The following is a 22,153-nucleotide window of genomic DNA, read 5'->3' as shown; positions in this document are numbered from 1 at the left end:
GCCGGCGCCTGCACCTTCGAGGAGAGCTGGTTCTCCACTTCTGTGGTGGGTTCTCTGCTCCTACACCAGTGGAGAACCCTCAACGCGAGTGGATATCCGGCCGTGTGGTGCAGGAGTGGACGGCCACGTGGCGACGGGCCGTGCGGCAGTCGACTGGTTCGTCAAGTCGTGGATCTTGGTCGTGAAATACAGGGCAAACGCAGCCTCGATCCACGACTCGGCGGCCCGGGGGCCAGCCAAACACCACGACTCGACGCGACCCCGGCACAGAGGGCAGGACAAGGGTGTCGCGGCTCGCGTACTGCACCACCGAACCGTGCCTGTTCCTTGCTCCATCCCGCCGCACGGCTCGGAAGCGGAGTGGTCGGCACCCACATCGGACACAAGAGCCGGATAACCGGCCGCGTGATGCAGGCGCGGACAGCCGGGCGGAGGCCAGGACGAGCGTGTCGCGGGTCAACGTGTCGCGGCTCAAAGGGTTGATTGGCCGGTGGGGGTTATGTCGCCGCTGGCCTGGTGTACGACGCCAGCGGTCGAACGACCCGCCAGTGCGAGAAGCCCCGGACGCCGACAGTGCGGCGGTCCGGGGCTTCGGGGCGTACTGGTTACTTTGCGACGACCCGCATGGTGAACTCGGCCTCGCCGTCACCCGTTGAGCGGGTCACGAAGCCGGCCGACTTGAGCGCGGCGAGGTCCTTGCTGTCGCCGATCTTGTCGGAGAACGCACTGGCGGCGGCGAAGTCCACGTACCCGATCATCATCGCGCCCTTGGTGTCCGGCAGGGCCTGCTTGAAGCCGTCGGTCGAGCCGAGGTTGCCGCCCTTCAGCACCTCGTCGGCGTAGCCCTGGTCGGTCGCGGCGACCAGTGTGTCACCGCTCTTGGCGGTCTTGACAGGGATCCGGCCGGACTCCTCGCCGTGGTTCATCAACTGGACCAGCTTCTGCAGTACGGGCTCGGCCTTCGCCGGGTCGGTCTGCATCCGGATCGCGACCTTCGGACCGTTCTCGGTGTCCTTGTCGATCGCGGCCGCGATGTTCTTGCCGGCCAGCGTCTTCAGGTCGTCCGGCAGCTTCAGGCCGGTCTGCTCGGCGATCCGGTCGATCATCGGCTGGATGTTCTCGCCGCCGGCCTTCTGCACCTGCTTCCAGGCGGTGTCGATGATCGTGTCGCCACCGGAGATCGCCAGCGCACCGGCCGTGCTGTCCGGCAGCTTCGAGACCAGGTCGGCCGCGTCGGCCGAGTTCACCTTGACGCTCGAGTCGCCGTGCCCGACGGCCTTCAGCTCGACGTACGACGGGTCGAACCGCAGCGCCACCGCCGCGGTCGCGTCGCCGAGACCGGCCAGCTGGTTCGAGTCGACCTTGCCGCTCATCGACGCGATCGCCTTGACGTCGGCCCAGCCGGACACGAAGCCCTGCTCACCGAGCTTGTCCATGTCCGCCTTGAACTTGGCGTTCTTGGTCAGCGGGTTGTCCTTCGCGGTGGCAACCGCCGCGTCGACGGTCGCCTGGTCGTCGCCGAGGATCATGTACCCGTTGCTGAACGCGCGCCCGGGCTTCTTGTCCTCCTTGGCGAGCAGCTTGTCCATGCCCTTGTTCGCGGCGTCCTCGTCCTTGATCTGGACGGCGACCACCGGGACCGGCTGCTCCTTGCCCTCGGCCGGCGGCAGCGCGGCGAACCCGGCGCGGTCACCCAGCCACGGCTTGACGTCCTTCTCGAAGTCGACGTCCGCGAGGTCGTCGCCGGCGGACTTCTTGATCTGGTCGAACAGCTTCTGCCGCAGGTCGTCCTGCTCGCCGGTCAGACCGAGGTTGTCCTTCACCGACGGGAACTTCATCAGGAACCGGACCGCGTTGACCTTCTGGCCGGCCGACGGGTTCAGGTCGACGCGGGCGTACCCGACCGCGGTGCCCGGCAGCACGTCCGACGGCTGCTTGCCGCCGCCGCCGAGCTTGCCGTAGGCAAAGATCCCGCCGCCGGCGACCACGATCACCATCGCGAGCGCCGCGACGATCGGGATCAGCTTGCCGCGCTTCTTCTTCGGCTCCGGCTGCCACTGCTGCGGTTGCCCGTACCCAGGCCCCTGCGGCGGCTGCCCGCCGACATGCATCTGCTCGTACGACCCCTGCGCCGGCTGCCCGTACTGCTGCCCCGGCGGGCCGTACTGCCCCTGCTGGCCCGGCTGCCCGTACTGGCCCGGCTGCTGTCCCGCCTGGCCCGGCTGCCCGTACTGCTGGCCACCCTGCTGGGGAGCGCCGTACTGGGGCCCACCCTGCTGCTGGCCGCCGTACTGCTGGCCACCCTGCTGCTGGCCGCCGCCGTACTGCTGGCCACCCTGCTGGCCGCCACCGTGCTGCGGACCGCCGTACTGCGGACCCTGCTGCGGGCCACCCTGCTGCGGGCCACCCTGCTGGGGGCCACCGTACGGGCCGCCCTGCTGGGGATGTGGCTGCTGTGGGTAGCCCTGCCGGCCAGGACCTTGCTGGGGCGGGAAGTTCTGTCCCTGCCCGTGGCTGTTCTGCGGCTGACCGTTCTGCGGGCCGCCGGCACCTGGATACGTCGGTGGTTGGTTCTGGTCGGACATAAGCTCCCTCGCTGGCTCCGGTGGCCTCACCGCCGGACCTGCAAAGATTAGTGGACCGGCGGTCCAGGTTCCGACGCAGCAGGTTGCGGTGTGGTTGCAACCGGCTCGGCCCGCCAGGTCGCGGCCGCGATGATCGCGCACGCGAGCGCCGCGCCGATCAGCCAGGAGACCGCCGGCGTCCAGGTGTGCAGCTCCAGCGGCGCGGCAACCAGATCACCCGGGTGCGCGGCCCGCAGCCGCGCGTCGAGCGGGTCGTGACCGAGCAGCATGCCGACACCCCACGCCACCCCTGAGCCGAGGCACGCACCGAGCGTCACGATCGCCACCGACCACGGGCCGTGGTTACGCAACCACCAGAACAATGCCCCGCCGAGCACGACGGCGGCAACGAACCCGATCGCGGTGAACGTCCCGTCCGGCCCGAAGATCTGCGTCATCTGCTCCTCGCCCAGCGACCCACCGCGCTCGTCCACGGTGTACTTCGCCAACGGCGAGAACTGCTGCCAGGCCCACCCGGCCACCACGCCGGCCACCAGGAACACCACCACCGTCACCAGCACAGCCTTGGCCACAGGCAGCCGCGGCTCCTCGTCCACCGGCACCCCGAACGGGTTCACCGACGGCGAAGGCACAGCCCCAAAAGACCCAGAAGACTCCCCATAACTCACGACGCCAGTGTGTCTCATGCCCGGTTGCTTGGGCTCACCACCCCGCTCCTGCGAGTCCAACGCTGGTGCCGCTCGTCAGCCGAGCGAGTACTGTGCTCGCTCCCGGAGGATCTGCGGCACTCGGCCTACCGCCTGAATCCGAGCATCAACTCGGCGACGACCTTGCCCTCCAGTTCGGGCTGACCGCCGCGGGTCGCGTTGTTGCAAGCACTCGCAATCTTGATCCGCGTCGGCGGGGTCAACGGCACCCGCGAGTCGCGGAACCACGGCGATTGCGCCCCCAGCGCACGGGACCACGCTGTCAGCTGCCGATCCATGGCATTACGAAGACCCACTTCGACGTAGTGCAACTCCTCATGGAAGGCGGAACTGATCCGCGCGTTCCAGTCATACAGCCGTAGCGCGGCCGTTAGGCTGCCGTCCGTCGCCGCCAGGTACGGCCCGAGCCGTGCCTCGGAGAGCAAATTCTCAAGCGTCCAGGGCTGACTCCGAGGTTGCATTGGCACGTTGGTTCGATTGTTCATCGGACGCCTATCTGTCGTGGTGCGCCGATGGCCTGGTATTCTGAGCACGCAAGAGAGCCCCGGGATTCACGGTGTACCGGCTTCGGCCAGGGAAACCCCCCGGGGCCTTTGCATGTCCGGGGGCGCTTCCCTGGCTCGGCATGTCAGCTGGCTAGGCAGGAGGGGCCTAGGAGGGCTTTCAGGTCGGCCATGAGGGAGGAGGTGGGGGTTACGCGGAAGCGGTCGCCGATGCGCATGACGGTGGTTTTCTGGCGGGCTTGGAGGCGGAGGTGGACCTCGGTCATGCCGGGGTGTGAGGTCAGGATGTCCCGCAACTGGTCGACGACCGGTGGCGTGCAGCGGTTGACCGGCATGGTGAGGACGACCGGGCCGGTCGGGCCCTCGGTGAGGTCCGGGACGACGACCTCGTCGCCGCTCAGCTCGAGACGGTCCTCGCGGCGCCGGACGCGACCCTTCATCAAGATGATCGCGTCGTTGGTGAGCAGGTGCGCGTGCAGCTGGTACGCCGAGGAGAACATCATCACCTCGAGCGAACCTTCGAGGTCCTCGATGGTGACGATCGCGTAGATGTCGCCGCGCTTGTTGACCTTCCGCTGCACGGCGGTGACCAGGCCACCGATCGTCACCCGGCTGCCGTCCGGACGGTCCTCGTCCGCGAGCAGCTGGCCGATCGTGCAGTCCGAGCCGTTGGTGAGCACGTGCTCGACGCCGAACAGCGGGTGGTCGGACACGTACAGCCCGAGCATGTCGCGCTCGTGCGCCAGCTTGGTCGCCTTGTCCCACTCCTCGATCTCCGGCACGGTCACGGTGAGCCGGCTGTTGCCCTCACCCTCCTCCGCGTCGTCGTCGCCCATCGAGAACAGGTCGAACTGTCCGTGCGCCTCGTTCCGCTTGAGGTCGATGGCCTCGTCGACGGCCTGTTCGTGCACCGCGACGATCGCGCGCCGGGCGTGGTTCATCGAGTCGAACGAACCGGCCTTGCCCAGCGACTCGATCACCCGCTTGTTGCAGACCGGCAGCGACACCTTGTCGATGAAGTCGACGAAGTCGGTGAACCGGCCCTTCTCCTCGCGGGCGGCGACGATCTCGGCGACCACGTTCACGCCGACGTTGCGGATCGCGGACAGGCCGAAGCGGATGTCGGTGCCGACCGGGGTGAAGTTCGAGTCGGACTCGTTGACGTCCGGCGGCAGCACCTTGATGCCCATCCGGCGGCACTCGTTCAGGTAGATGGCCATCTTGTCCTTGTCGTCCTTCACGGACGTCAGGACGGCGGCCATGTACTCCGCCGGGTAGTTGGCCTTCATGTACGCGGTCCAGTACGAGACCAGACCGTACGCGGCGGAGTGCGCCTTGTTGAACGCGTAGTCGGAGAACGGCAGCAGGATGTCCCAGAGCGCCTTGATCGACGCCTCGGAGTACCCGTTCGCCTTCATGCCCTCGGAGAAGCCGACGTACTCGGCGTCCAGGACCTCGCGCTTCTTCTTGCCCATCGCGCGGCGGAGCAGGTCCGCCTTGCCGAGCGAGTAGCCGGCCAGGCGCTGGGCGATCTCCATCACCTGCTCCTGATAGACGATCAGGCCGTAGGTGATACCGAGGACCGGCTCGAGTGCCTCAGCGAGCTCGGGGTGCGGGTAGCTGATCTCCTGCTGGCCGTTCTTGCGCAGGGCGTAGTTGGTGTGGCTGTTCGCGCCCATCGGGCCCGGGCGGTACAGGGCCGTACTCGCAGAGATGTCCTCGAAGTTGTCCGGCTTCATCAGCCGCAGCAGCGCCCGCATCGGCCCGCCGTCGAACTGGAACACCCCGAGCGTGTCGCCGCGGGCGAGCAGGTCGTACGTCGGCTTGTCGTCGAGGTCCTTGCTGAGCTTGTCCAGGTCGATCTGGATCCCGTGGGCGGCCTCGATGTTCTTGACCGCGTCGTCCATGATCGTCAGGTTGCGCAGGCCGAGGAAGTCCATCTTGACCAGGCCGAGCGTCTCGCAGCTCGGGTAGTCGAACTGGGTGATGACCTGGCCGTCCTGCTCGCGGCGCATGATCGGGATCATCTCGATCAGGGGCTCGCTGGACATGATCACGCCGGCCGCGTGCACACCCCACTGGCGCTTCAGGTTCTCCAGGCCGCGGGCGGTGTCGACGATCTTGCGGACGTCCTGGTCGCCCTCGTACAGCTGGCGGAACTCGCCGGCCTCGGAGTACCGCTTGTGCTGCGGGTCGAAGATCCCGGACAGCGGGACGTCCTTGCCCATCACCGCGGGCGGCATCGCCTTGGTGATCCGGTCGCCCATCGCGAACGGGTAGTCCAGCACCCGGCCGGCGTCCTTGATCGCCTGCTTGGCCTTGATCGTGCCGTACGTGACGATCATCGCGACCCGGTCGTCGCCGTACTTCTCGGTGACGTACCGGATCACCTCGGGGCGCCGGCGGTCGTCGAAGTCGATGTCGAAGTCGGGCATCGACATCCGCTCCGGATTCAGGAAGCGCTCGAAGAACAGACCGTGCAGCAGCGGATCCAGGTCGGTGATCTTCATCGCGTACGCGCACATCGAGCCGGCGCCGGAACCACGGCCCGGGCCGACCCGGATGCCGTTCGCCTTGGCCCAGTTGATGAAGTCGGCGACCACCAGGAAGTAGCCCGCGTACCCCTTCGAGACGATGATCTCGATCTCGTAGTCGGTGCGCTTACGGACGTCGTCCGGGATGCCTTCGGGGTAGCGGTGGTGCAGACCGGTCTCGACCTCGGCGACGAACCAGGACTCCTCGTTGTGGCCCTCGGGGCAGCCGAACCGGGGCATGAACCGGCCCTCGCCCTCGGTGAAGCCGACGTCGCACTGCTCGGCGATCAGCAGCGTGTTGTCGCAGGCCTCCGGGAAGTCCTTCCAGACCTCGCGCATCTCGGCGGCGGTCTTCACGTAGAACTCGTTGGCGTCGAACTTGAACCGGTTCGGGTCGGTCATCGTCGAGCCGGACTGGACACACAGCAGCGCCGCGTGCGCCTGCGAGTCCTCGGGCTTGGTGTAGTGCAGGTCGTTGGTCGCGACCAGCGGCAGGCCGAGCTCCTTGGCCAGCTTCAGCAGGTCCTGCTGGATGTTCCGCTCGATGCCGAGGCCGTGGTCCATCAGCTCGCAGTAGTAGTTCTCCTTGCCGAAGATGTCGCGGAACTCCGCGGCGGCGTCGATCGCCTCCTTGTACTGACCGAGGCGGAGCCGGGTCTGCACCTCGCCGGACGGGCAGCCGGTGGTGGCGATCAGGCCCTGGCCGTAGGTGTTCAGCAGCTCGCGGTCCATCCGGGGCTTGAAGTAGTAGCCCTCGAGGCTGGCCAGCGAGCTCATCTTGAACAGGTTGTGCATGCCGGAGGTGTTCTTCGCCAGCAGCGTCATGTGCGTGTACGCACCCGAGCCGGAGACGTCGTCGCGGCCCGCGTTCGCGTCGCCCCACTTGACCCGCTTGCGCTCGCTGCGGTGGGTGTGCGGCGTCAGGTACGCCTCGACGCCGATGATCGGCTTGACGTCGTACTTCTTCGCGGTCTTCCAGAACTCGTAGGCGCCGAACACGTACCCGTGGTCGGTGGTCGCGATCGCCGGCTGGCCCATCTCCTGGGCGGTTTTGAACAACTCGTCGATCCGCGCGGCGCCGTCCAGCATGGAGTACTCGGTGTGCACATGCAGGTGCACAAAACTATCGCTGGACGACATATCGACGCAGACCTCCCAGGGCGTAAGTGAGCGGGACTGAGACAGCTTAGGCAGGCCCCGTGGACAGTTCTGAATCGGCTCACCGAGCGGACCCGCGACCGCCCGCTATCCGGTCGTGGAGCAGACCAGGATCACACCAGTTCGCGCCGCTCGCCGTCGATCACGAGGGCCTGCCCGTCCCGCAGCCCGACGTACGGTACGCCGCTCCGGTCGTACCGCTCGGCGACCACCGCGAGCAGTTCCGTCTCCGGGTGGCCGGGTGAATCCAGGTGCGGCACGATCGCGTGGTCCAGGACGCCGAGGCCGTCCCAGATCACGTCGTCGAGGCCGTCGACCGGGTCGCAGTACTCGACGCCGCGAAGGCTTGGCGCGAGCACGCAGCCACCGGCGCTGTAGCCGGCGTACACGAACCGCTCCGAGCGGATCAGGTCCGGGAGGACGGCGTCCACGCCGGAGCGGGCCATCGCGATGCGCAGGACGAAGACGTTGCCACCGCGGACCCACAGGCCGTCGTACGACGGGAGCCGGTCAAGCGCGTCGTCGTCACGGAGGTCCAGCTCCTCCGGCCGCAGACCGAGGTCGGTGATCCTGGCGAGTTCCTCGTCGACCTTCGCGCGGCGGGTCGTGGGCTTGACGAAGTCCATCGCGTTGCAGATCACCCCGACCCGGGCGGCCGCCGGAAGCATCGCGGTCAGACGCTCGGGGTGGTCGCCGAGACGGAAGGACGAGAGATAGAGCTTCACTGCGTGTCGACGAGGAGGTTGAGGGCCTGGTCGAGGTCTTCGGGGTACTGCGAGGTGAACTCGACGTACTCCCCCGTGCCCGGATGCGCGAAGCCGAGCCGCATGGCGTGCAGCCACTGGCGGCTCAGGCCGAGACGTTCGGCAAGGACCGGATCGGCGCCGTACGTCAGGTCGCCGCAGCACGGGTGTCCGATCGCGGACATGTGCACGCGGATCTGGTGCGTACGGCCGGTCTCCAGCGTGATCTCGAGCAGCGTCGCGTACCGGAACGCCTCGAGCGTCTCGTAGTGCGTGACGCTCGGCTTCCCGCCGGCCACCACGCCGAACTTGTAGTCGTGGTGCGGGTGCCGGTCGATCGGCGCGTCCACGGTCCCCGTGAACGGGTCCGGGTGCCCCTGCACCAGCGCGTGATAGATCTTGCGCACCGTACGTTCCTTGAAGGCGCGTTTGAGGACGGTGTACGCGTACTCCGTCTTCGCGACCACCATCAGCCCGGACGTGCCGACGTCGAGGCGGTGCACGATGCCCTTGCGCTCGGCCGCGCCGCTCGTGGAGATGGTGAACCCGGCGCCGGCGAGATGGCCGATCACGGTCGGGCCGGTCCACCCCGGCGACGGGTGTGCGGCGACGCCGACCGGTTTGTCGACCACGACGATCTCGTCGTCGTCGTACACGATCCGCAGGGTGTCCACGGTCTCCGGTACGACGGTCACGTCGGACGGCGGCGGGGGCAGCTCGACGTCGAGCAGCACGCCGGCCGCGACCCGGGACGACTTCGGCGCCGGGATCCCGTCGACCTGGACCAGGCCGGACTCGATCAGCTCGGCGGCCTTGGTACGGGAGACGCCGAACAAGCGGGACAGCGCCGCGTCGAGCCGCTCCCCCGCGAGACCGTCAGGCACCATCACGGTCCGTGATGTCCCAGATGTCACTTCCGGTGCTCCCGGGTGCCGTCGAGCTTGATGCCGCGCAGGGTCTGGATCACCAGCAGTACGGCGGCCGACGTGACGGCCATGTCCGCGACGTTGAAGATCGCCCAGTGCGGCGTCTGCAGGAAGTCGACGACGTGCCCGTGGAACGGGGACGGGTCGCGGAAGATCCGGTCCAGGATGTTGCCGACCGCGCCGCCGAACAGCAGCCCGAAGGCGACCGCCCAGCCGGCCGAGCCGAGCTTCCGGGACAGGTAGATCACGCCGATCGCGACGATGATCTGGATCGCGCTGATGTACGGCGTGTAACCGGCACCGAGGCTGAACGCGGCGCCCGAGTTCCGGATCAGGTTGAACTTCAGCAGGCTGCCGACCACGTTCACCGGCTCTCCCGGCGTCAGATGCGCCAGCACGAGTGCCTTGGTCACCTGATCGAGCAGCAGGACGACGAGCCCCACGCCGCCGAACATCAGCGTCCATTTCCAGGACCTGCCGCGCGGGGACGACGGAGAACCGGCCGACGATTCGTCGGCCGGCTCCGGGGTGGCTGTCTCGTCGTCCGCCTCAGGAGGTGGGGCGGGGTCGTTCAGCGGCGTTCCTGGCGTTCTTTGCATGAGACACACAGTGTCGCACGCGGGAACGCCTGCAGCCGACCCTTGCCGATCGCATTGCCGCAGTTGTCGCAGACGCCGTACGTGCCGTCGTCGATCCGGCTCAGCGCGAACTCGATCTGGTTCAGCATGTCGCGGGCGTTGTTCGCCAGCGTCAGCTCGTGGTACCGCTCGAGGGTGGTGGAGCCGACGTCCGCCTGGTCGTTGCCGGCACCGTCGCTGCCGTCCCGGAACAGGCCCTGGATCTCCTGCTCGGCGTCCTTGATCTCGTCCTTGAGGTGCTGGACCTCACCCTCCAGCTCGGCGCGCAGCTCGGCCAGCTCGGCCGCGGTCCACGGATCCTCGCCCGGCTTCACCTTGAAACTCTCGGCCGTGTGTGCAGCGGACTTCCCCGGCGCCGTCGCCGGAGTCCTGTTCTCGTTGGTCTTCATGGCCACCCTCTTCGTTGTCGCTGTCTTGGCAGGGGACTTCTTGGCCGGAGCCTTTTTGGCCGCGGAACCGGCGGACGTGGTCGCCGGCTTCTTCGCGGAAGTCTTCTTGACCGGCGAGGTCTTCGCCGGTGCTTTACGAGCCGTCTGCTTCTTCGGCTCGCCGGACGCCGAGGCACTCTTCTTGGCCGCGGCAGTGCGTTGGGGGGCGGACTTCTTGGGTGCCGATGTAGCCATGGTCAGCTACCCCCTGCCTTCGTCGGAGACTGGAGCGGACTGGTCGCAAGACAGTAGGCCACGTGTTCACCACGAGCCAGCCTGACGCGCAGACCGTGCAGATAAGGTAGTCGGTTCTTCAAGTCCGCTCGATGTTCCGCGCGTCACAACCGTGTTGCGGACATCACCGTCCGTAACAGTCCCGGGTCAGTCGAGCAGTTGCTCGAGCCGCGCCCGGATGTCGTTCTCCTCCCCCTCGACCTCGACCAGCTTGTCCCTGCTGGTCGCGCCACGCACCAGACTCACCGCGGAACGCCGGACCCCGAAGGCCGCCGCCACCGCCGTCAGGACAGCCTTCGTTGCCTGTCCCTGCACCGCACGGGCTGCCACCGCAACCACCAGCGCCGGCCCGGACGGACCGTCGTACCGGCCGCCGACCGCTGTCCTGGAGGCCCCCGGCTTCACCCGCAGGAGAATTCTCATGGCCGAATTCTTACTGCACCACTGATTAACGATTCGTAGTCGCCTGGTACGACGCCGTACACTGACAATCGCGAACCGCAAGGCAATGATGGGGCCATCACCCTGGAGCCGCCGGAAGAACAGTCCGTCAGGGACCTATTAGAACCGGCCGCGTCTCGTTAAGGAAGTGGGTGACCGCACTCTGGGTCACCAAGGAGGGTGGTACCGCGCGGTAACCCGGCACAACACCGGGTGCTTCGTCCCTCGTCCAGTACGCAGGACGCGACGAAGGACGCACAACATGGCGGCAGCAAGCGAGCCCGGCACCCCCTGGCGGCAGGTCCCCGCACAGGTCGACTTCCCGGCGATGGAGCGCGAGGTGCTCATCCACTGGGACGAGCACGACACCTTCGCGAAGAGCCTCGAGCAGTCCGCCGGCGGTCAGCCGTGGACGTTCTACGAGGGTCCGCCGACGGCGAACGGCATGCCTGGCACCCACCACATCGAGGCCCGCGTCTTCAAGGACGTGTTCCCGCGCTACCGGACCATGAAGGGGTTCTGGGTCGAGCGCAAGGCCGGCTGGGACTGCCACGGCCTGCCGGTCGAGGTCGCGGTCGAGAAGGAGCTCGGCTTCAGCGGCAAGAACGACATCGAGGCGTACGGCATCTCCGAGTTCAACGCCAAGTGCCGCGAGTCGGTGCTGCGGAACGTGGACGCGTTCAACGAGCTGACCGTCCGGATGGGCTACTGGGTCGACCTCGAGCACCCGTACAAGACGATGGACCCGCAGTACGTCCAGTCGGTCTGGTGGTCGCTCAAGCAGATCCACGACAAGGGTCTGCTCGTCGAGGACTACCGGATCACGCCGTACTGCCCGCGCTGCGGCACCGGCCTGTCCGACCACGAGCTCGCCCAGGGGTACGAGACGGTCGTCGACCCGTCGGTCTACGTGCGCTTCCCGCTCACCTCGGGGCCGCTGGCCGGTCAGGCGTCGCTGCTCGTCTGGACGACGACCCCGTGGACGCTGGTCTCCAACACCGCCGTCGCTGTGCACCCCGACGTCACGTACGTCACCGCCACGGACGGTAACGAGACCCTGGTCGTGGCGAAGCCGCTGCTGGACCGGCTCGGTGAGGGCTGGACGGTCACCAACGAGTACGTCGGCCGCGAGATGGAGCTGTGGACGTACCAGCGGCCGTTCGAGCTGGTGCCGTTCGACGAGCCGGCGCACTACGTCGTGCTCGCGGACTACGTCACCACAGAGGACGGCACCGGCCTGGTGCACCAGTCCCCCGCGTTCGGTGCGGACGACCTCGCGGTCGGTCGCGCGTACAACCTCCCGGTCGTGAACCCGGTGGACTCCAGCGGTCACTTCAACGCCGACGTGCCGCTGGTCGGTGGTCAGTTCTTCAAGAAGGCCGACGAGGGCCTGGTCAAGGACCTGTCCGAGCGCGGCGTCCTGTTCAAGCACGTGCCGTACGAGCACCCCTACCCGCACTGCTGGCGCTGCCACACCCCCGTCATGTACTACGCGCTCCCGTCCTGGTACATCCGCACCACGCAGGTGAAGGACGCGCTGCTCCGCGAGAACGAGAAGACCAACTGGTACCCGGACTCGGTGAAGTGGGGCCGGTACGGCGACTGGCTGCGCAACAACATCGACTGGGCCGTGTCCCGCTCGCGCTACTGGGGTACGCCGCTGCCGATCTGGCGCTGTACCGAGGATCACCAGGTCTGCGTCGGCTCGCTGGCCGAGCTCGGTGAGCTGGCCGGCCGGGACCTGAGTGCCACCGACCCGCACCGGCCGTACGTCGACGACATCACCTTCGACTGCCCGGCCTGCGGCGCCGAGTCGCACCGGGTACCCGAGGTGATCGACGCCTGGTACGACTCGGGCTCGATGCCGTTCGCGCAGTGGGGCTACCCGTGGGTGGACGGCTCGAAGGAGAAGTTCGAGCAGAGCTACCCGGCGGACTTCATCTCCGAGGCGATCGACCAGACCCGCGGCTGGTTCTACACGCTGATGGCGATCGGCACGCTGGTCTTCGACGAGTCGTCGTACCGCAACGTGGTCTGCCTCGGGCACATCCTGGCCGAGGACGGCCGGAAGATGTCCAAGCACCTCGGCAACATCCTGGAACCGATCCCGCTGATGGACGACCACAGCGCGGACGCGGTGCGCTGGTTCATGGCCGCGTCCGGTTCGCCGTGGAAGGCTCGCGGCGTCGGGCCGAACGTGCTGAACGAGATCGTCCGGAAGGTGCTGCTCACCTACTGGAACACGGCCGCGTTCCACGCGCTGTACGCACGGCTCGCGGACTGGTCACCAGCCAACGCCCCGGCTGTTGCGGACCGTTCGGTGCTGGATCGCTGGCTGGTCAGCGAGACGCACCGGCTGGTGCGCGACACCGACGAGGCGTACGCGGCGTACGACACGCAGCGGCTCGGCCAGCTGATCAACTCGTTCGTCGACGTGCTCTCGAACTGGTATGTCCGCCGCTCCCGCCGCCGGTTCTGGTCCGGCGACCCGGGCGCGCTGGCGACCCTGCACGAGACGCTCGACGTGCTCACCCGGGTGATGGCACCGTTGACGCCGTTCGTCACCGAGCGTGTCTGGCAGGACGTGTTCCGCCCGGTCACGCCGGGCCTGCCCGAATCCGTCCACCTGGCGAGCTTCCCGGAGTACGACGAGACGCTGATCGACGACGTACTGGCCCAGCACGTGTCGATGGCCAAGCGGGTCGTCGAGCTCGGCCGGTCGGCGCGCGCCGAGGCGAAGGTGAAGACGCGGCAGCCGCTCGCCCGGGCACTGGTCGGGTCGGCCGCGATCGCGGACCTGTCGCCGGAGTTGCTGCAGGAGATCGCCGACGAGCTGAACGTCGGCGTGGTCGAGCCGCTGTCCGCGGCGGGCGCCGACCTGGTCGAGTTCTCTGCCAAGGGCAACTTCCGCGAGCTCGGCAAGCGGTTCGCGAAGCAGACGCCGGTGGTCGCGGCCGCGATCGCCGCCGCCGACGCGGGCGGACTCGCGGTCGAGCTGAAGGAGACCGGGTCGGCGACGGTCGTCGTCGACGGCGAGGACGTCCGGGTCAGCGAGGCCGAGGTACTGCTGTCCGAGCGGCCGAAGGAAGGCTGGTCGGTGGTCAACGAGCAGGGCGAGACCGTTGCCCTCGACCTCGAGGTCACCCCCGAACTCCGGCAGGCGGGGCTCGCCCGCGAGGTGGTCCGGACGCTGCAGGAGGCCCGTAAGAACACCGGCCTCGAGGTGTCGGACCGGATCAAGGTCTGGGTGACCTCGACCGACGCCGAGCTGGCCGATGCCCTCGGCAAGCACGCGGACGAGATCGCCCGCGAGGTGCTCGCCGTCGAGCTGCACCAGTCGGCCCCGTCGGAGGCGGACGTTGCCACCGGCACCGAAGAGGCCCTGCAACTCACCTACTGGCTGACCAAGGCCTGACCCCGGGGCGATCTGGTGGGTTCACCCGCCAGATCGCCCTTCTGCCGGCACCGACTTCCGGGACTGACGCCCTGTCACCAGGACGGAACCCTCAGTCAGAAGTGTCCAGACATGCCGAAGAGGCGGTGCCGCCGGAAAGCACCGCCCCTTCGTCAGGGATTCAACGCCGTGTCAGGGTTTTTACACGCCGTGACCGTGCGCCTGCGCACGCGCTTCCGGCCGGAAGCCGTTGCGCGGGCTGAGCGTGTCGTCGCCGTTGCCGAGCGCCTTGAGCTGCTCGGTGAAGTAGGTCTTCAGGCGGCTGCGGTACTCGCGCTCGTACGCGTGCAGGTCGTCGATCGTGCGCTCGAGCTGGCCCTTCTGCTTCTCCAGGGTGCCCAGCATCTGCGCGCGGCGCTCGGCGATCTCGCCGTCGAGCTTCTCGGCGCGGGCGCGGGCCTCACCGGTCATCCGGTCGGCCTTGCCACGCGCCTCGTTCTCCAGGCGCTCGGCCTTGGCGCGGGCCTCGCCGATGATCTTGTCGGCGGTGTCCTTCGCCTCCTGGACCAGGTCGTCGGAGTGCTTGGTGGCCATCTCCAGCAGCCGCACCGCGGAGCTGGAGGCGTCACCGACCGTGCCGGCCGCTGCGGCCGCACCCGGAACCGCCACCGGCGGCTTGGGCTCTTCGGGCTTCTCGACCACGACCGGGGGCTTGGGCTGCTGCACGACCGGCGGCAGCGCGGCGGTCTGGTCGACCGGCCGCTGCTGGTCCGCCCCCGCGCGCTGGGCCGCGGCGAGCTTGGCCCGCAGCTCCTCGTTCTCGGCGAGAAGTCGCTCGAGCTCGGCCTCCACCTCGTCAAGGAAGGAGTCGACCTCTGTGACGTCGTAGCCCTCCCGTAGTCGGACGGGCGTGAACTGCTTCGAGCGGACGTCATCCGGCGTCAGCGGCATCTTTCACCTCGTTTGTCTGTGTCTTGGCGGAGTCCCCGCGGCTTCGCCTTGGCGACTCAGTAGATCACGTTATCGCTTCGTTGTCTTAGAACGGAATCCGGGCTCTATCTACCCACTCCTCGTGATCCTCACCCTTACAACGATCGAAGGGCCGTGGAGTTGACAGCCATCGCCACGGAGACGATCACGAAGAGCATCAACGCGGACAGATCGATGCGTACCCCACCCGCCCCGATCGGGGGCAGAATCCGCCGCAACGGCTTGAGGAACGGGTCGGTGATCGAGTAGATCAGCTCGAACAGCAGCAGCAGCACGCCTTTCGGGTGCCACTGCGGCGCGAACATCACGATCAGACCGAGCACGAACCGCGCCACCAGCACCAGGAAGAAGGCGAGCAGCACGTAGTAGAGCACGATGAGGACGAGCGCTAGAGCATCCATGTCGACAACGAGTGTAGAAGACGCCGGAAGCGGGGCCGCGAACCAGAGCGTCAGCTCTGGTTGTAGAACCCGTCCGCGGCGATCTTCTCCTTCTCTTCGGCGGCCACGGTGACGTTCGGCGGGCAGACCAGGAACACCTTGGTGGTGATCCGCTCGATCGAGCCGCGGCAGCAGAAGATCAGGCCGGCGGCGAAGTCGACGAGCCGCTTCGCGTCGGAGTGATCCATCTCGGTCAGGTTCATGATGACGGGCGTGCCGTCGCGGAAGTGCTCACCGATGACGCGCGCCTCGTTGTAGCTGCGCGGGTGCACGGTGGTGATGCGGGCCAACTCGGTTACCTCCGGGGACGGCGCGACCCCGCGCCGGTCTGGGAACTTGCTGACCGTGGCGCCGCCTGCCTGGTCCGGACGGTCGGTCCGGTCCGGGCGCTCCTCGCGGCCGTGCGCGTGCGGCTCGGTGCGAGATTCGCGGCTCTCCCGGCCGGCAGGTACCGGCTCGGTCTCCTGGGAGTCCCCGTCGACGGCTTCGTCGTACTCTTCGTCGTACTCGTCGTCGTAGGTGTCGTCATAGCGGGCGTTGTAGCGCTCACCGTCCTCGACCAAGCCGAGGTACACACCCATCTTGCGCAGTGCGCCGCTCATGGCCCTTCAGCACCTCGATCCGGTTCTACGACGACAACAGTGAGCCGGAAGGAATCCTGCTCGATGTCGACACTAACCCAGCAGGGTGCGCGTACCGAGTAATGCGCGCCCGAGCCGAACGTGTGTCGCACCGTGCTTGATCGCGGCCTCCAGATCACCGGTCATCCCGGCCGAGATCCAGTTCGCGGCGGGGTGTTCGGAGCGTAGCCGGGACGCTACGTCGCGGAGTCCGGCGAAGGCTTGCTCCGGATCCGATCCGAGCGGTGCGACGGCCATCACGCCGCCGAGTTCGAGCCCGTCCGCCGTCGCGATCTCCGCGGCCAGTGCCGGTACGTCGGCCGGCGCCACCCCGCCGCGGCTCGCACCCGTTGCCGCGTCTGCGGATCCGTACGTGGCGAGACTCACCTGGATCAGGCAGCGCAGCGACTTCTCCTCGGCGACCGCGGCCTTCGACAACGCCTCGACGAGGGCCGAACGGTCGACGGAGTGGACGGCCGATGCGTACCGCACGACCGAACGGGACTTCTTCGACTGCAACTGCCCGACGAAGTGCCAGCTGAGATCGGGGCAGTCCGGCGCCTTCGTCTTCAGCTCCTGCTCGCGGTTCTCCCCCACGTCGGTGATCCCGAGGTCCGCCAGCGCCCGTACGTCGCTGACTGGGAAGGTTTTGGTGATCGCGACGAGGGTGACCTCGTCGCGGGCCCTCCCGGCCGCCTGACAGGCCTTCTCGATCCGCTCCTGCGCCTGCTCCAGATTCGCCCGGAGCTCTTCGCGGCGAAAGCTCATCCACGTCCTCGCTTCGCTCCGGGCGCGGATGAGGCACGAAACGGGCTGTGCTTGTCGATGCCCTCGCTGCGCTCGGTCATGACGCGACCAGCTTGATCAGTCCGGCCATCCGGCCGCTCTCCGGCCCTTCGCGACGGTACGAGTACAGGTCCTGGGACTCGATCGTGCAGGCGGACCGGTCGATCACCTCGACACCGAGATCGGCCAGCTGCGCCTGCACGCCGGCCGCCACGTCGATCGCCGGCGTACCCCAACTGGTCTCCGAGTACGACGCCGGAACCCGCTCGGCGACCTCGGCCCGCATCTCGTCGGGAACCTCGTAGCACCGGCCGCACGCGTACGGCCCGAGGACGGCCGTGATCCGCGTCGCACCGAGCTCCTTCATCGCGTCGACGGTCGCCGGGACGATGCCGACGTACATCCCCTTGCGTCCGGAGTGCGCCGCGCCGATCACGCCGCCGCCGTACAGCAGCACAGGCAGGCAATCGGCCGCACGGACGGCGAGCACCACGTCGGACCGGGTCGTGACCAGACCGTCGGCCTTCGGCGCGGGCGTTATCGGCAGTTCGTCCCCGGCGCGTACGACATGCACGTCCCGCCCGTGCACCTGGTGCAGCAGAGCAACCCGCTCGGCAGGGACGTCGAACTCGGTTGCGAGGAGTTGGAAGTTCGCCCGGACGCCGTCGGCATCCGGGCCGGCCGCAGTGCCGAGGTTGAACTCGCCGTACGGCGGTTTGCTGGCGCCGCCGTACCGGTTGGTGAAGGCGAGCCGGGCGCCGGAAAGTACGTCGTCATAGCCGAACACGACCAAAGGCTACCCAGCCACAGCGCCCACACCCAGCACCGCGCCCAGCACCGTCCGCGCCTCGTCGGTCACACCGTTCCGGTCCGGATCCGGCGGCAGCCCGAGGACATGCTCGGCCGCCCGGCGGTACGCCTCGGCGAAGGCTTGTGCTGCCGGCACCTCCACATCGGGAGCGACCCCGGTCCCCTCCCAGTTGGTCTTGGAGACCGAGTTCACCGAACGCGCCACCGGCACCGATGCCTCCAACTGCTCGTGCAGCTTGAACCCACGGCGCGGATGCGCACCGCCGGCGGTCCGCTCGCCCACGACGGTCCCCCGCTCGAACTGCTGCAGGTTGTACGTCAGCTCCTCGCCACCGGAGAACGTCGCCGAACTGGTCAGCACCCAGATCGGCTTGCTGGTGCCGTACCGCGGACCCGGCACGTGCGCCAGGGTCCAGTACTGCCGCGTCGTCCCCTCGGACGGCGAGATCAGATCCTGTAGATGAACCGGCTCGCCGGAGCCGATCAGGTAACTGCAGATCAGCGCGACCTGGTCCGGCGATCCCCCGAGGCAGCGGCGCAGGTCGATGAGCAAGGCATCGGTCGAGGCCAGCAGCGAGAACGCCGCGGTGACGGCCGCGCCGGCGTGCTCGGGTGGGTACAGCAGCGGCCGGATCTCCAGCAGTCCGATGTTGCCGTCGAGCCGCTCGACCCGCGCCATCCCGCCGGCGTCGAGCGCGGCCCGGCGGCGCCAGTACGCCTCCTCGGCCGCGGGGTCCTTCTCGTCGGGCAGTCCGTCGCGGCGGAACTTCAGGCTCAGGTGCTTGTCACGGTTGCCGACCTGCAGGTCCTCCGTGACGTGCTCGGCCAGTTGCTCCGGCTCCTGAAACTCGTCGTACCTGCCGTCGGCGACCGCTGCTGCGAGCCGGTTCGCGATCTCGGCACCGACCTCCGGAAAGACGTAGTTGCCGGCGACCAGCGCGCCGAGGCGTCCGAGGACGGCTCTGATCTCATCGGTGTGCATGGCGAGGAGTAGATCAGGTCGTTTGACAAAGTGTCAAGAATTCTAGACGCTTGATTCATGGACGAGATCGTCGAGCACCTCGAGGTGTCGAGCGCCGCGCAGTTCAAGGCGCTCGGGCATCCACTGCGGCACCGCCTGCTGTTCGCGCTCGGGCAGGAGCCGGCCACGATCAGCCAGCTGGCCACCGCGCTCGGCACGGCGAAAGGCAACGTCGCCCACCACCTGGGCGTGCTCCGCGACGCCGGGATGGTGCACGTCGCGGAGACGCGGCAGGTGCGCGGCGGCACCGAGCAGTACTACCGGCGCTCGGTCCGCCGGTTCGGCTTCACCGGCGAAGGCGCGCGGGCGAACAACACCGTCGCGCTCCAGGCGATCGCGGCCGATCTGGAGACCGCCGACGCCGACCCGTTCTTCACCGTACGGAACGTTCGGCTGACCGCTGATCAGGCCGCCGAGCTCTCCGCCGTACTGAGCCGGATGGTCGACGACCTCACCGACGCGGGCCCGGCCGAGTCGCGGTACGGCATCGCGGTCTCCGTCTACCGTCCCCGCCAGCCCGAGCCGCGCGCCGGCACCTGACGGCCGGCCCAACGTTGAACACCCACCAACCATTCTCCGGAGCCGGAGACGGTTGGTGGGTGCTCAGGGCACTAGGTGCGTCTGGTTACTTGAGGAAGTCGGGGATGTCGAGGTCTTCCTCGGGCTCCTGCTTCTTCGGCTTCGTCGGCTGCGCGCCCTGCGGGTTGTTGCTCGGGCCGTGCGTCGGCCAGGAGTGCTGGGTCGACGGGGAGGCCGGGGTGTGCGGAGCCGGCTGGGCCGACTGCTGACCGGACTGGACCGTGCGGACACCGTCGCCTGCCGGTGGGCGGGCGGAGTTCGTCGTGCCGGCGCGGGGCTCGGTCGGTGCGGGCACCGGGATGGTGTCGTCCGTCGGCGTGGGCGAAGGTGCGCCCTGCTGGCCCGGGACCGAGGTCGGGGCGGAGCCCGACTGGCCCTGCGACGGCTGGCCAGTACTGCCCTGACCTGCACCCTGGCCCGTGGAGGCCTGACCGGCACCGCCTTGACCGCCGCCTTGCCCTGGGGCCGACTGGCCGGCGCCGCCCTGGCCTGCACCGAACTGGCCGCCGCCCTGACCTGCGCCGCCGTGGCCCGACTGACCTGCGCCGAACTGGCCGCCACCCTGGCCCGTACCCGGCTGGCCGGTGTCCGGGTCGGTTGGGTTGTTGTACGTGGGTTGCTGCGGCGGCTGCCCGGCTTGCTGGTTGGTCCCTGTCATCGGCTGCGAGAAGCCCTGGTTCGGCCGGGTCGACGGGGACTGCGGCCGGGCCTGGTTCATCGCCTGCTCGCGGCGCTTCGGCATCCCGCCGTCGAAGCCGGCCGCGATCACGGTGACCCGGACCTCGTCCCCGAGCGCGTCGTCGATGACCGCGCCGAAGATGATGTTCGCGTCCGAGTGCGCGGACTCCGAGACCAGCTGGGCCGCCTCGTTGATCTCGAACAGGCCGAGGTCGGAGCCGCCGGCGATCGAGAGCAGGACGCCGTGCGCGCCCTCGATACTTGCCTCCAGCAACGGAGACGAGATGGCCGCCTCGGCGGCCGCCACCGCGCGGTCCTCGCCGCGGGACGAGCCGATGCCCATCAGCGCCGAGCCGGCGTTGGACATGACCGCCTTGACATCGGCGAAGTCCACGTTGATCAGGCCGGGCGTGGTGATCAGGTCGGTGATGCCGGAGACACCCTGCAGCAGCACGGTGTCGGCCTGCTTGAAGGCGTCCAGCACCGAGACCGCACGGTCGGAGATGGTCAGCAGCCGGTCGTTCGGGATGACGATCAGCGTGTCCACCTCCTCGCGGAGGGTGGCGATGCCGTCCTCGGCCTGGGTGGCGCGGCGCTTGCCCTCGAACGAGAACGGCCGGGTCACGACACCGATGGTCAGCGCGCCGAGCGAGCGGGCGATCCGGGCCACGACGGGTGCGCCGCCGGTACCGGTGCCGCCGCCCTCGCCGGCGGTGACGAAGACCATGTCGGCGCCCTTCAGCGCCTCCTCGATCTCCTCGGCGTGGTCCTCCGCGGCCTTCTGCCCGATCGCCGGGTTCGCCCCGGCGCCGAGGCCGCGGGTCTCCTCCCGGCCGATGTCGAGCTTGACGTCCGCGTCGCTCATCAGCAACGCCTGGGCGTCAGTGTTGATGGCGATGAACTCAACGCCCTTCAGACCGTGCTCGATCATCCGGTTGACGGCGTTCACGCCGCCTCCGCCGATGCCGACGACCTTGATGAGTGCCAGGTAGTTCTGCGGTGCCGCCACGTCCGCGCCTCTCGCCTCGTTGCTTTCCCGTTGTCCAGCGAAAAGACTGAACCTCAAGTGGATGCTTAGACTTATGTCAACTTTAGATTACGCCGCACGGTACGGGACGCTTCGCGCCAAAGTCCACGCGCCTCGCCGCCGTCCCGTGATGTGGTCCGCGATGTGTCCGGTCACCGCTTTTCCCCTTTGGTGACAGGGAGATCGGGCGCCGAGACGTCGTACACCTTCGCCCGCCGCTTCATCAGCACGCTGAGTACCTCGGCCTTGCGCTCGCTGTCATCGGAACTGCCCCAAACGACCTTCACACCGGAGCTCAGGTTCAGCGTGATCGAGTCCGGCGACGTTGCCGAGATCGTGCTCACCTGCTTGCGCAACGCCTCCGGAAGCGCTGCCGACACGGTCACCACCGAATGCACGGTGACGTCGTGCCGGACACCGGTCACCTTCGCCTCCGGCAGTCCGGCCGGCCGGTCCTGCACCGTGCGGTACGACGTACCGGTGGCGTCCACCAACTCGTACCGCGAGCCGTCGGTCACCACGACCACCGGAACCCGTTCGGTGACAACAATCACGATCTTCCGCGGCCACGCCCGGGTGACCTGTGCGTCCGCGACCGCCGGGATCGTCCGCACCCGGTCCGCGATCGAACGCAGGTCGACCTTGACCAGTGGTGTGCCCGTCGGTGCCGCCGCGGTCTGCTCGATCGTTGCCACCGGCACCGTGTCCGCACCACTGATCCGGACACCGGAGACCGCGAACGCGGAGGAGAAGTAGAACAGCCAGACGACCAGACCGGCCAGCACGACCAGCCCGCCGCCGATTGCCCAGGGCAGCCAGCTACGCAGGAGCACCAGCCGTTGCCGGCGGGCGAACCGCTGCTGTGCCCGAGCCAGATCGACGCCCTGGCTCATTCAACAAACCCCACCCAT

General features: G+C 68.3%; 19 protein-coding genes and 1 pseudogene. 3 read left to right on the top strand and 17 right to left on the bottom strand.

Translation table 11 applies throughout. From position 1 onward, the window contains the following. Positions 1–605: 605 nt before the first annotated feature. Complete coding sequence (locus ACGFI6_RS15285; protein ID WP_393118803.1) at positions 606–2,111, bottom strand: DUF3352 domain-containing protein; 1,506 nt, start codon at positions 2,109–2,111, stop codon at positions 606–608. Here ACGFI6_RS15285 and ACGFI6_RS15280 point away from each other — a divergent pair. Further along, positions 2,106–2,636: a hypothetical protein gene (locus ACGFI6_RS15280; protein ID WP_393118802.1), complete on the top strand. Its 531-nt coding sequence runs from the start codon at positions 2,106–2,108 to the stop codon at positions 2,634–2,636. The two genes, ACGFI6_RS15285 and ACGFI6_RS15280, sit on opposite strands and share 6 nt — an antisense overlap. Here the strand turns inward: ACGFI6_RS15280 and ACGFI6_RS15275 are convergent. The 8 genes from ACGFI6_RS15275 to ACGFI6_RS15240 all read right to left on the bottom strand — a co-directional run bounded on the left by ACGFI6_RS15275 (position 2,633) and on the right by ACGFI6_RS15240 (position 10,879). After that, entirely contained in the window at positions 2,633–3,217 is a 585-nt protein-coding gene (locus ACGFI6_RS15275) for a hypothetical protein (protein ID WP_393118800.1), read from the bottom strand. The two genes, ACGFI6_RS15280 and ACGFI6_RS15275, sit on opposite strands and share 4 nt — an antisense overlap. A gap of 161 nt (positions 3,218–3,378) precedes the next feature. Further along, a complete protein-coding gene (locus ACGFI6_RS15270) occupies positions 3,379–3,777 on the bottom strand; it encodes a hypothetical protein (RefSeq protein ID WP_393118798.1) in 399 nt (132 codons plus the stop codon). A gap of 143 nt (positions 3,778–3,920) precedes the next feature. Next, positions 3,921–7,469 carry a DNA polymerase III subunit alpha gene (gene dnaE, locus ACGFI6_RS15265; RefSeq protein WP_393118796.1) on the bottom strand — a complete coding sequence of 1,183 codons (3,549 nt, stop codon included), beginning with the start codon at positions 7,467–7,469 and terminating at the stop codon, positions 3,921–3,923. 131 nt (positions 7,470–7,600) lie between these two features. Next, complete coding sequence (locus tag ACGFI6_RS15260) at positions 7,601–8,212, bottom strand: Type 1 glutamine amidotransferase-like domain-containing protein (protein ID WP_393118794.1); 612 nt, start codon at positions 8,210–8,212, stop codon at positions 7,601–7,603. Then, entirely contained in the window at positions 8,209–9,117 is a 909-nt protein-coding gene (locus tag ACGFI6_RS15255) for an RluA family pseudouridine synthase (protein ID WP_393119738.1), read from the bottom strand. The genes ACGFI6_RS15260 and ACGFI6_RS15255 overlap by 4 nt, the downstream gene beginning before the upstream one ends. A gap of 23 nt (positions 9,118–9,140) precedes the next feature. After that, entirely contained in the window at positions 9,141–9,755 is a 615-nt protein-coding gene (gene lspA, locus ACGFI6_RS15250; protein WP_393118792.1) for a signal peptidase II, read from the bottom strand. Further along, on the bottom strand, positions 9,728–10,417 hold the full coding sequence (locus tag ACGFI6_RS15245) for a TraR/DksA C4-type zinc finger protein (RefSeq protein ID WP_393118790.1): 690 nt from the start codon (positions 10,415–10,417) through the stop codon (positions 9,728–9,730). The genes lspA and ACGFI6_RS15245 overlap by 28 nt, the downstream gene beginning before the upstream one ends. Before the next feature lie 186 nt (positions 10,418–10,603). Further along, positions 10,604–10,879 (bottom strand): DUF167 domain-containing protein, encoded by a 276-nt coding sequence (locus ACGFI6_RS15240; protein ID WP_393118788.1) that lies wholly within the window; start codon positions 10,877–10,879, stop codon positions 10,604–10,606. 280 nt (positions 10,880–11,159) lie between these two features. Between ACGFI6_RS15240 and ileS the strand changes: the two genes are divergently transcribed. Next, positions 11,160–14,312 (top strand): isoleucine--tRNA ligase, encoded by a 3,153-nt coding sequence (gene ileS, locus ACGFI6_RS15235; RefSeq protein WP_393118786.1) that lies wholly within the window; start codon positions 11,160–11,162, stop codon positions 14,310–14,312. 180 nt (positions 14,313–14,492) lie between these two features. Here the strand turns inward: ileS and ACGFI6_RS15230 are convergent, their stop codons facing one another. The 6 genes from ACGFI6_RS15230 to ACGFI6_RS15205 all read right to left on the bottom strand — a co-directional run bounded on the left by ACGFI6_RS15230 (position 14,493) and on the right by ACGFI6_RS15205 (position 18,919). Further along, positions 14,493–15,242, bottom strand: coding sequence for a DivIVA domain-containing protein (locus ACGFI6_RS15230; protein WP_355480080.1), 750 nt, complete (start codon positions 15,240–15,242; stop codon positions 14,493–14,495). Positions 15,243–15,376: 134 nt separating this feature from the next. Beyond that, the gene (locus ACGFI6_RS15225) at positions 15,377–15,682 is read right to left on the bottom strand and encodes a YggT family protein (RefSeq protein WP_393118784.1); all 306 of its coding nucleotides are present in this window, start codon (positions 15,680–15,682) and stop codon (positions 15,377–15,379) included. Between the two features lie 50 nt (positions 15,683–15,732). Then, complete coding sequence (locus ACGFI6_RS15220; RefSeq protein ID WP_393118782.1) at positions 15,733–16,323, bottom strand: cell division protein SepF; 591 nt, start codon at positions 16,321–16,323, stop codon at positions 15,733–15,735. Positions 16,324–16,395: 72 nt separating this feature from the next. Continuing rightward, positions 16,396–17,109: a YggS family pyridoxal phosphate-dependent enzyme gene (locus ACGFI6_RS15215; RefSeq protein ID WP_393118780.1), complete on the bottom strand. Its 714-nt coding sequence runs from the start codon at positions 17,107–17,109 to the stop codon at positions 16,396–16,398. Between the two features lie 76 nt (positions 17,110–17,185). Beyond that, a complete protein-coding gene (pgeF, locus tag ACGFI6_RS15210; protein ID WP_393118778.1) occupies positions 17,186–17,914 on the bottom strand; it encodes a peptidoglycan editing factor PgeF in 729 nt (242 codons plus the stop codon). Between the two features lie 9 nt (positions 17,915–17,923). Continuing rightward, positions 17,924–18,919: a S41 family peptidase gene (locus ACGFI6_RS15205; protein ID WP_393118776.1), complete on the bottom strand. Its 996-nt coding sequence runs from the start codon at positions 18,917–18,919 to the stop codon at positions 17,924–17,926. A 57-nt stretch (positions 18,920–18,976) separates the two neighbouring features. Here ACGFI6_RS15205 and ACGFI6_RS15200 point away from each other — a divergent pair, with 57 nt between their 5' ends. Beyond that, positions 18,977–19,498 (top strand): ArsR/SmtB family transcription factor, encoded by a 522-nt coding sequence (locus ACGFI6_RS15200; RefSeq protein WP_393118774.1) that lies wholly within the window; start codon positions 18,977–18,979, stop codon positions 19,496–19,498. 780 nt (positions 19,499–20,278) lie between these two features. Here ACGFI6_RS15200 and ftsZ read toward each other — a convergent pair. Both ftsZ and ACGFI6_RS15190 read right to left on the bottom strand, forming a co-directional pair. Further along, positions 20,279–21,224 (bottom strand): annotated as a pseudogene (ftsZ, locus tag ACGFI6_RS15195) (cell division protein FtsZ); the annotation flags it as partial. 170 nt (positions 21,225–21,394) lie between these two features. Continuing rightward, positions 21,395–22,135 carry a cell division protein FtsQ/DivIB gene (locus ACGFI6_RS15190; RefSeq protein ID WP_393118772.1) on the bottom strand — a complete coding sequence of 247 codons (741 nt, stop codon included), beginning with the start codon at positions 22,133–22,135 and terminating at the stop codon, positions 21,395–21,397. Between the last annotated feature and the right edge of the window lie 18 nt (positions 22,136–22,153).

Source organism: Kribbella sp. NPDC048928, assembly GCF_043197975.1.
Lineage (GTDB): Bacteria > Actinomycetota > Actinomycetes > Propionibacteriales > Kribbellaceae > Kribbella.
The sequence above is the reverse complement of the archived record's forward strand: the minus strand, read 5'-3'. Positions and strand labels throughout refer to the sequence as shown.

Bases quoted from the DNA above. Each gene is read 5' to 3' on its own strand.
- ACGFI6_RS15280 (WP_393118802.1), top strand. From the start codon at position 2,106: ATGCATCTGCTCGTACGACCCCTGCGCCGGCTGCCCGTACTGCTGCCC.
- ACGFI6_RS15285 (WP_393118803.1), bottom strand. From the start codon at position 2,111: ATGCATGTCGGCGGGCAGCCGCCGCAGGGGCCTGGGTACGGGCAACCG.
- ACGFI6_RS15270 (WP_393118798.1), bottom strand. From the start codon at position 3,777: ATGAACAATCGAACCAACGTGCCAATGCAACCTCGGAGTCAGCCCTGG.
- dnaE (WP_393118796.1), bottom strand. From the start codon at position 7,469: ATGTCGTCCAGCGATAGTTTTGTGCACCTGCATGTGCACACCGAGTAC.
- ACGFI6_RS15255 (WP_393119738.1), bottom strand. From the start codon at position 9,117: ATGGTGCCTGACGGTCTCGCGGGGGAGCGGCTCGACGCGGCGCTGTCC.
- lspA (WP_393118792.1), bottom strand. From the start codon at position 9,755: ATGCAAAGAACGCCAGGAACGCCGCTGAACGACCCCGCCCCACCTCCT.
- ACGFI6_RS15245 (WP_393118790.1), bottom strand. From the start codon at position 10,417: ATGGCTACATCGGCACCCAAGAAGTCCGCCCCCCAACGCACTGCCGCG.
- ACGFI6_RS15240 (WP_393118788.1), bottom strand. From the start codon at position 10,879: ATGAGAATTCTCCTGCGGGTGAAGCCGGGGGCCTCCAGGACAGCGGTC.
- ileS (WP_393118786.1), top strand. From the start codon at position 11,160: ATGGCGGCAGCAAGCGAGCCCGGCACCCCCTGGCGGCAGGTCCCCGCA.
- ACGFI6_RS15230 (WP_355480080.1), bottom strand. From the start codon at position 15,242: ATGCCGCTGACGCCGGATGACGTCCGCTCGAAGCAGTTCACGCCCGTC.
- ACGFI6_RS15225 (WP_393118784.1), bottom strand. From the start codon at position 15,682: ATGGATGCTCTAGCGCTCGTCCTCATCGTGCTCTACTACGTGCTGCTC.
- ACGFI6_RS15220 (WP_393118782.1), bottom strand. From the start codon at position 16,323: ATGAGCGGCGCACTGCGCAAGATGGGTGTGTACCTCGGCTTGGTCGAG.
- ACGFI6_RS15215 (WP_393118780.1), bottom strand. From the start codon at position 17,109: ATGAGCTTTCGCCGCGAAGAGCTCCGGGCGAATCTGGAGCAGGCGCAG.
- ACGFI6_RS15205 (WP_393118776.1), bottom strand. From the start codon at position 18,919: ATGCACACCGATGAGATCAGAGCCGTCCTCGGACGCCTCGGCGCGCTG.
- ACGFI6_RS15200 (WP_393118774.1), top strand. From the start codon at position 18,977: ATGGACGAGATCGTCGAGCACCTCGAGGTGTCGAGCGCCGCGCAGTTC.
- ACGFI6_RS15190 (WP_393118772.1), bottom strand. From the start codon at position 22,135: ATGAGCCAGGGCGTCGATCTGGCTCGGGCACAGCAGCGGTTCGCCCGC.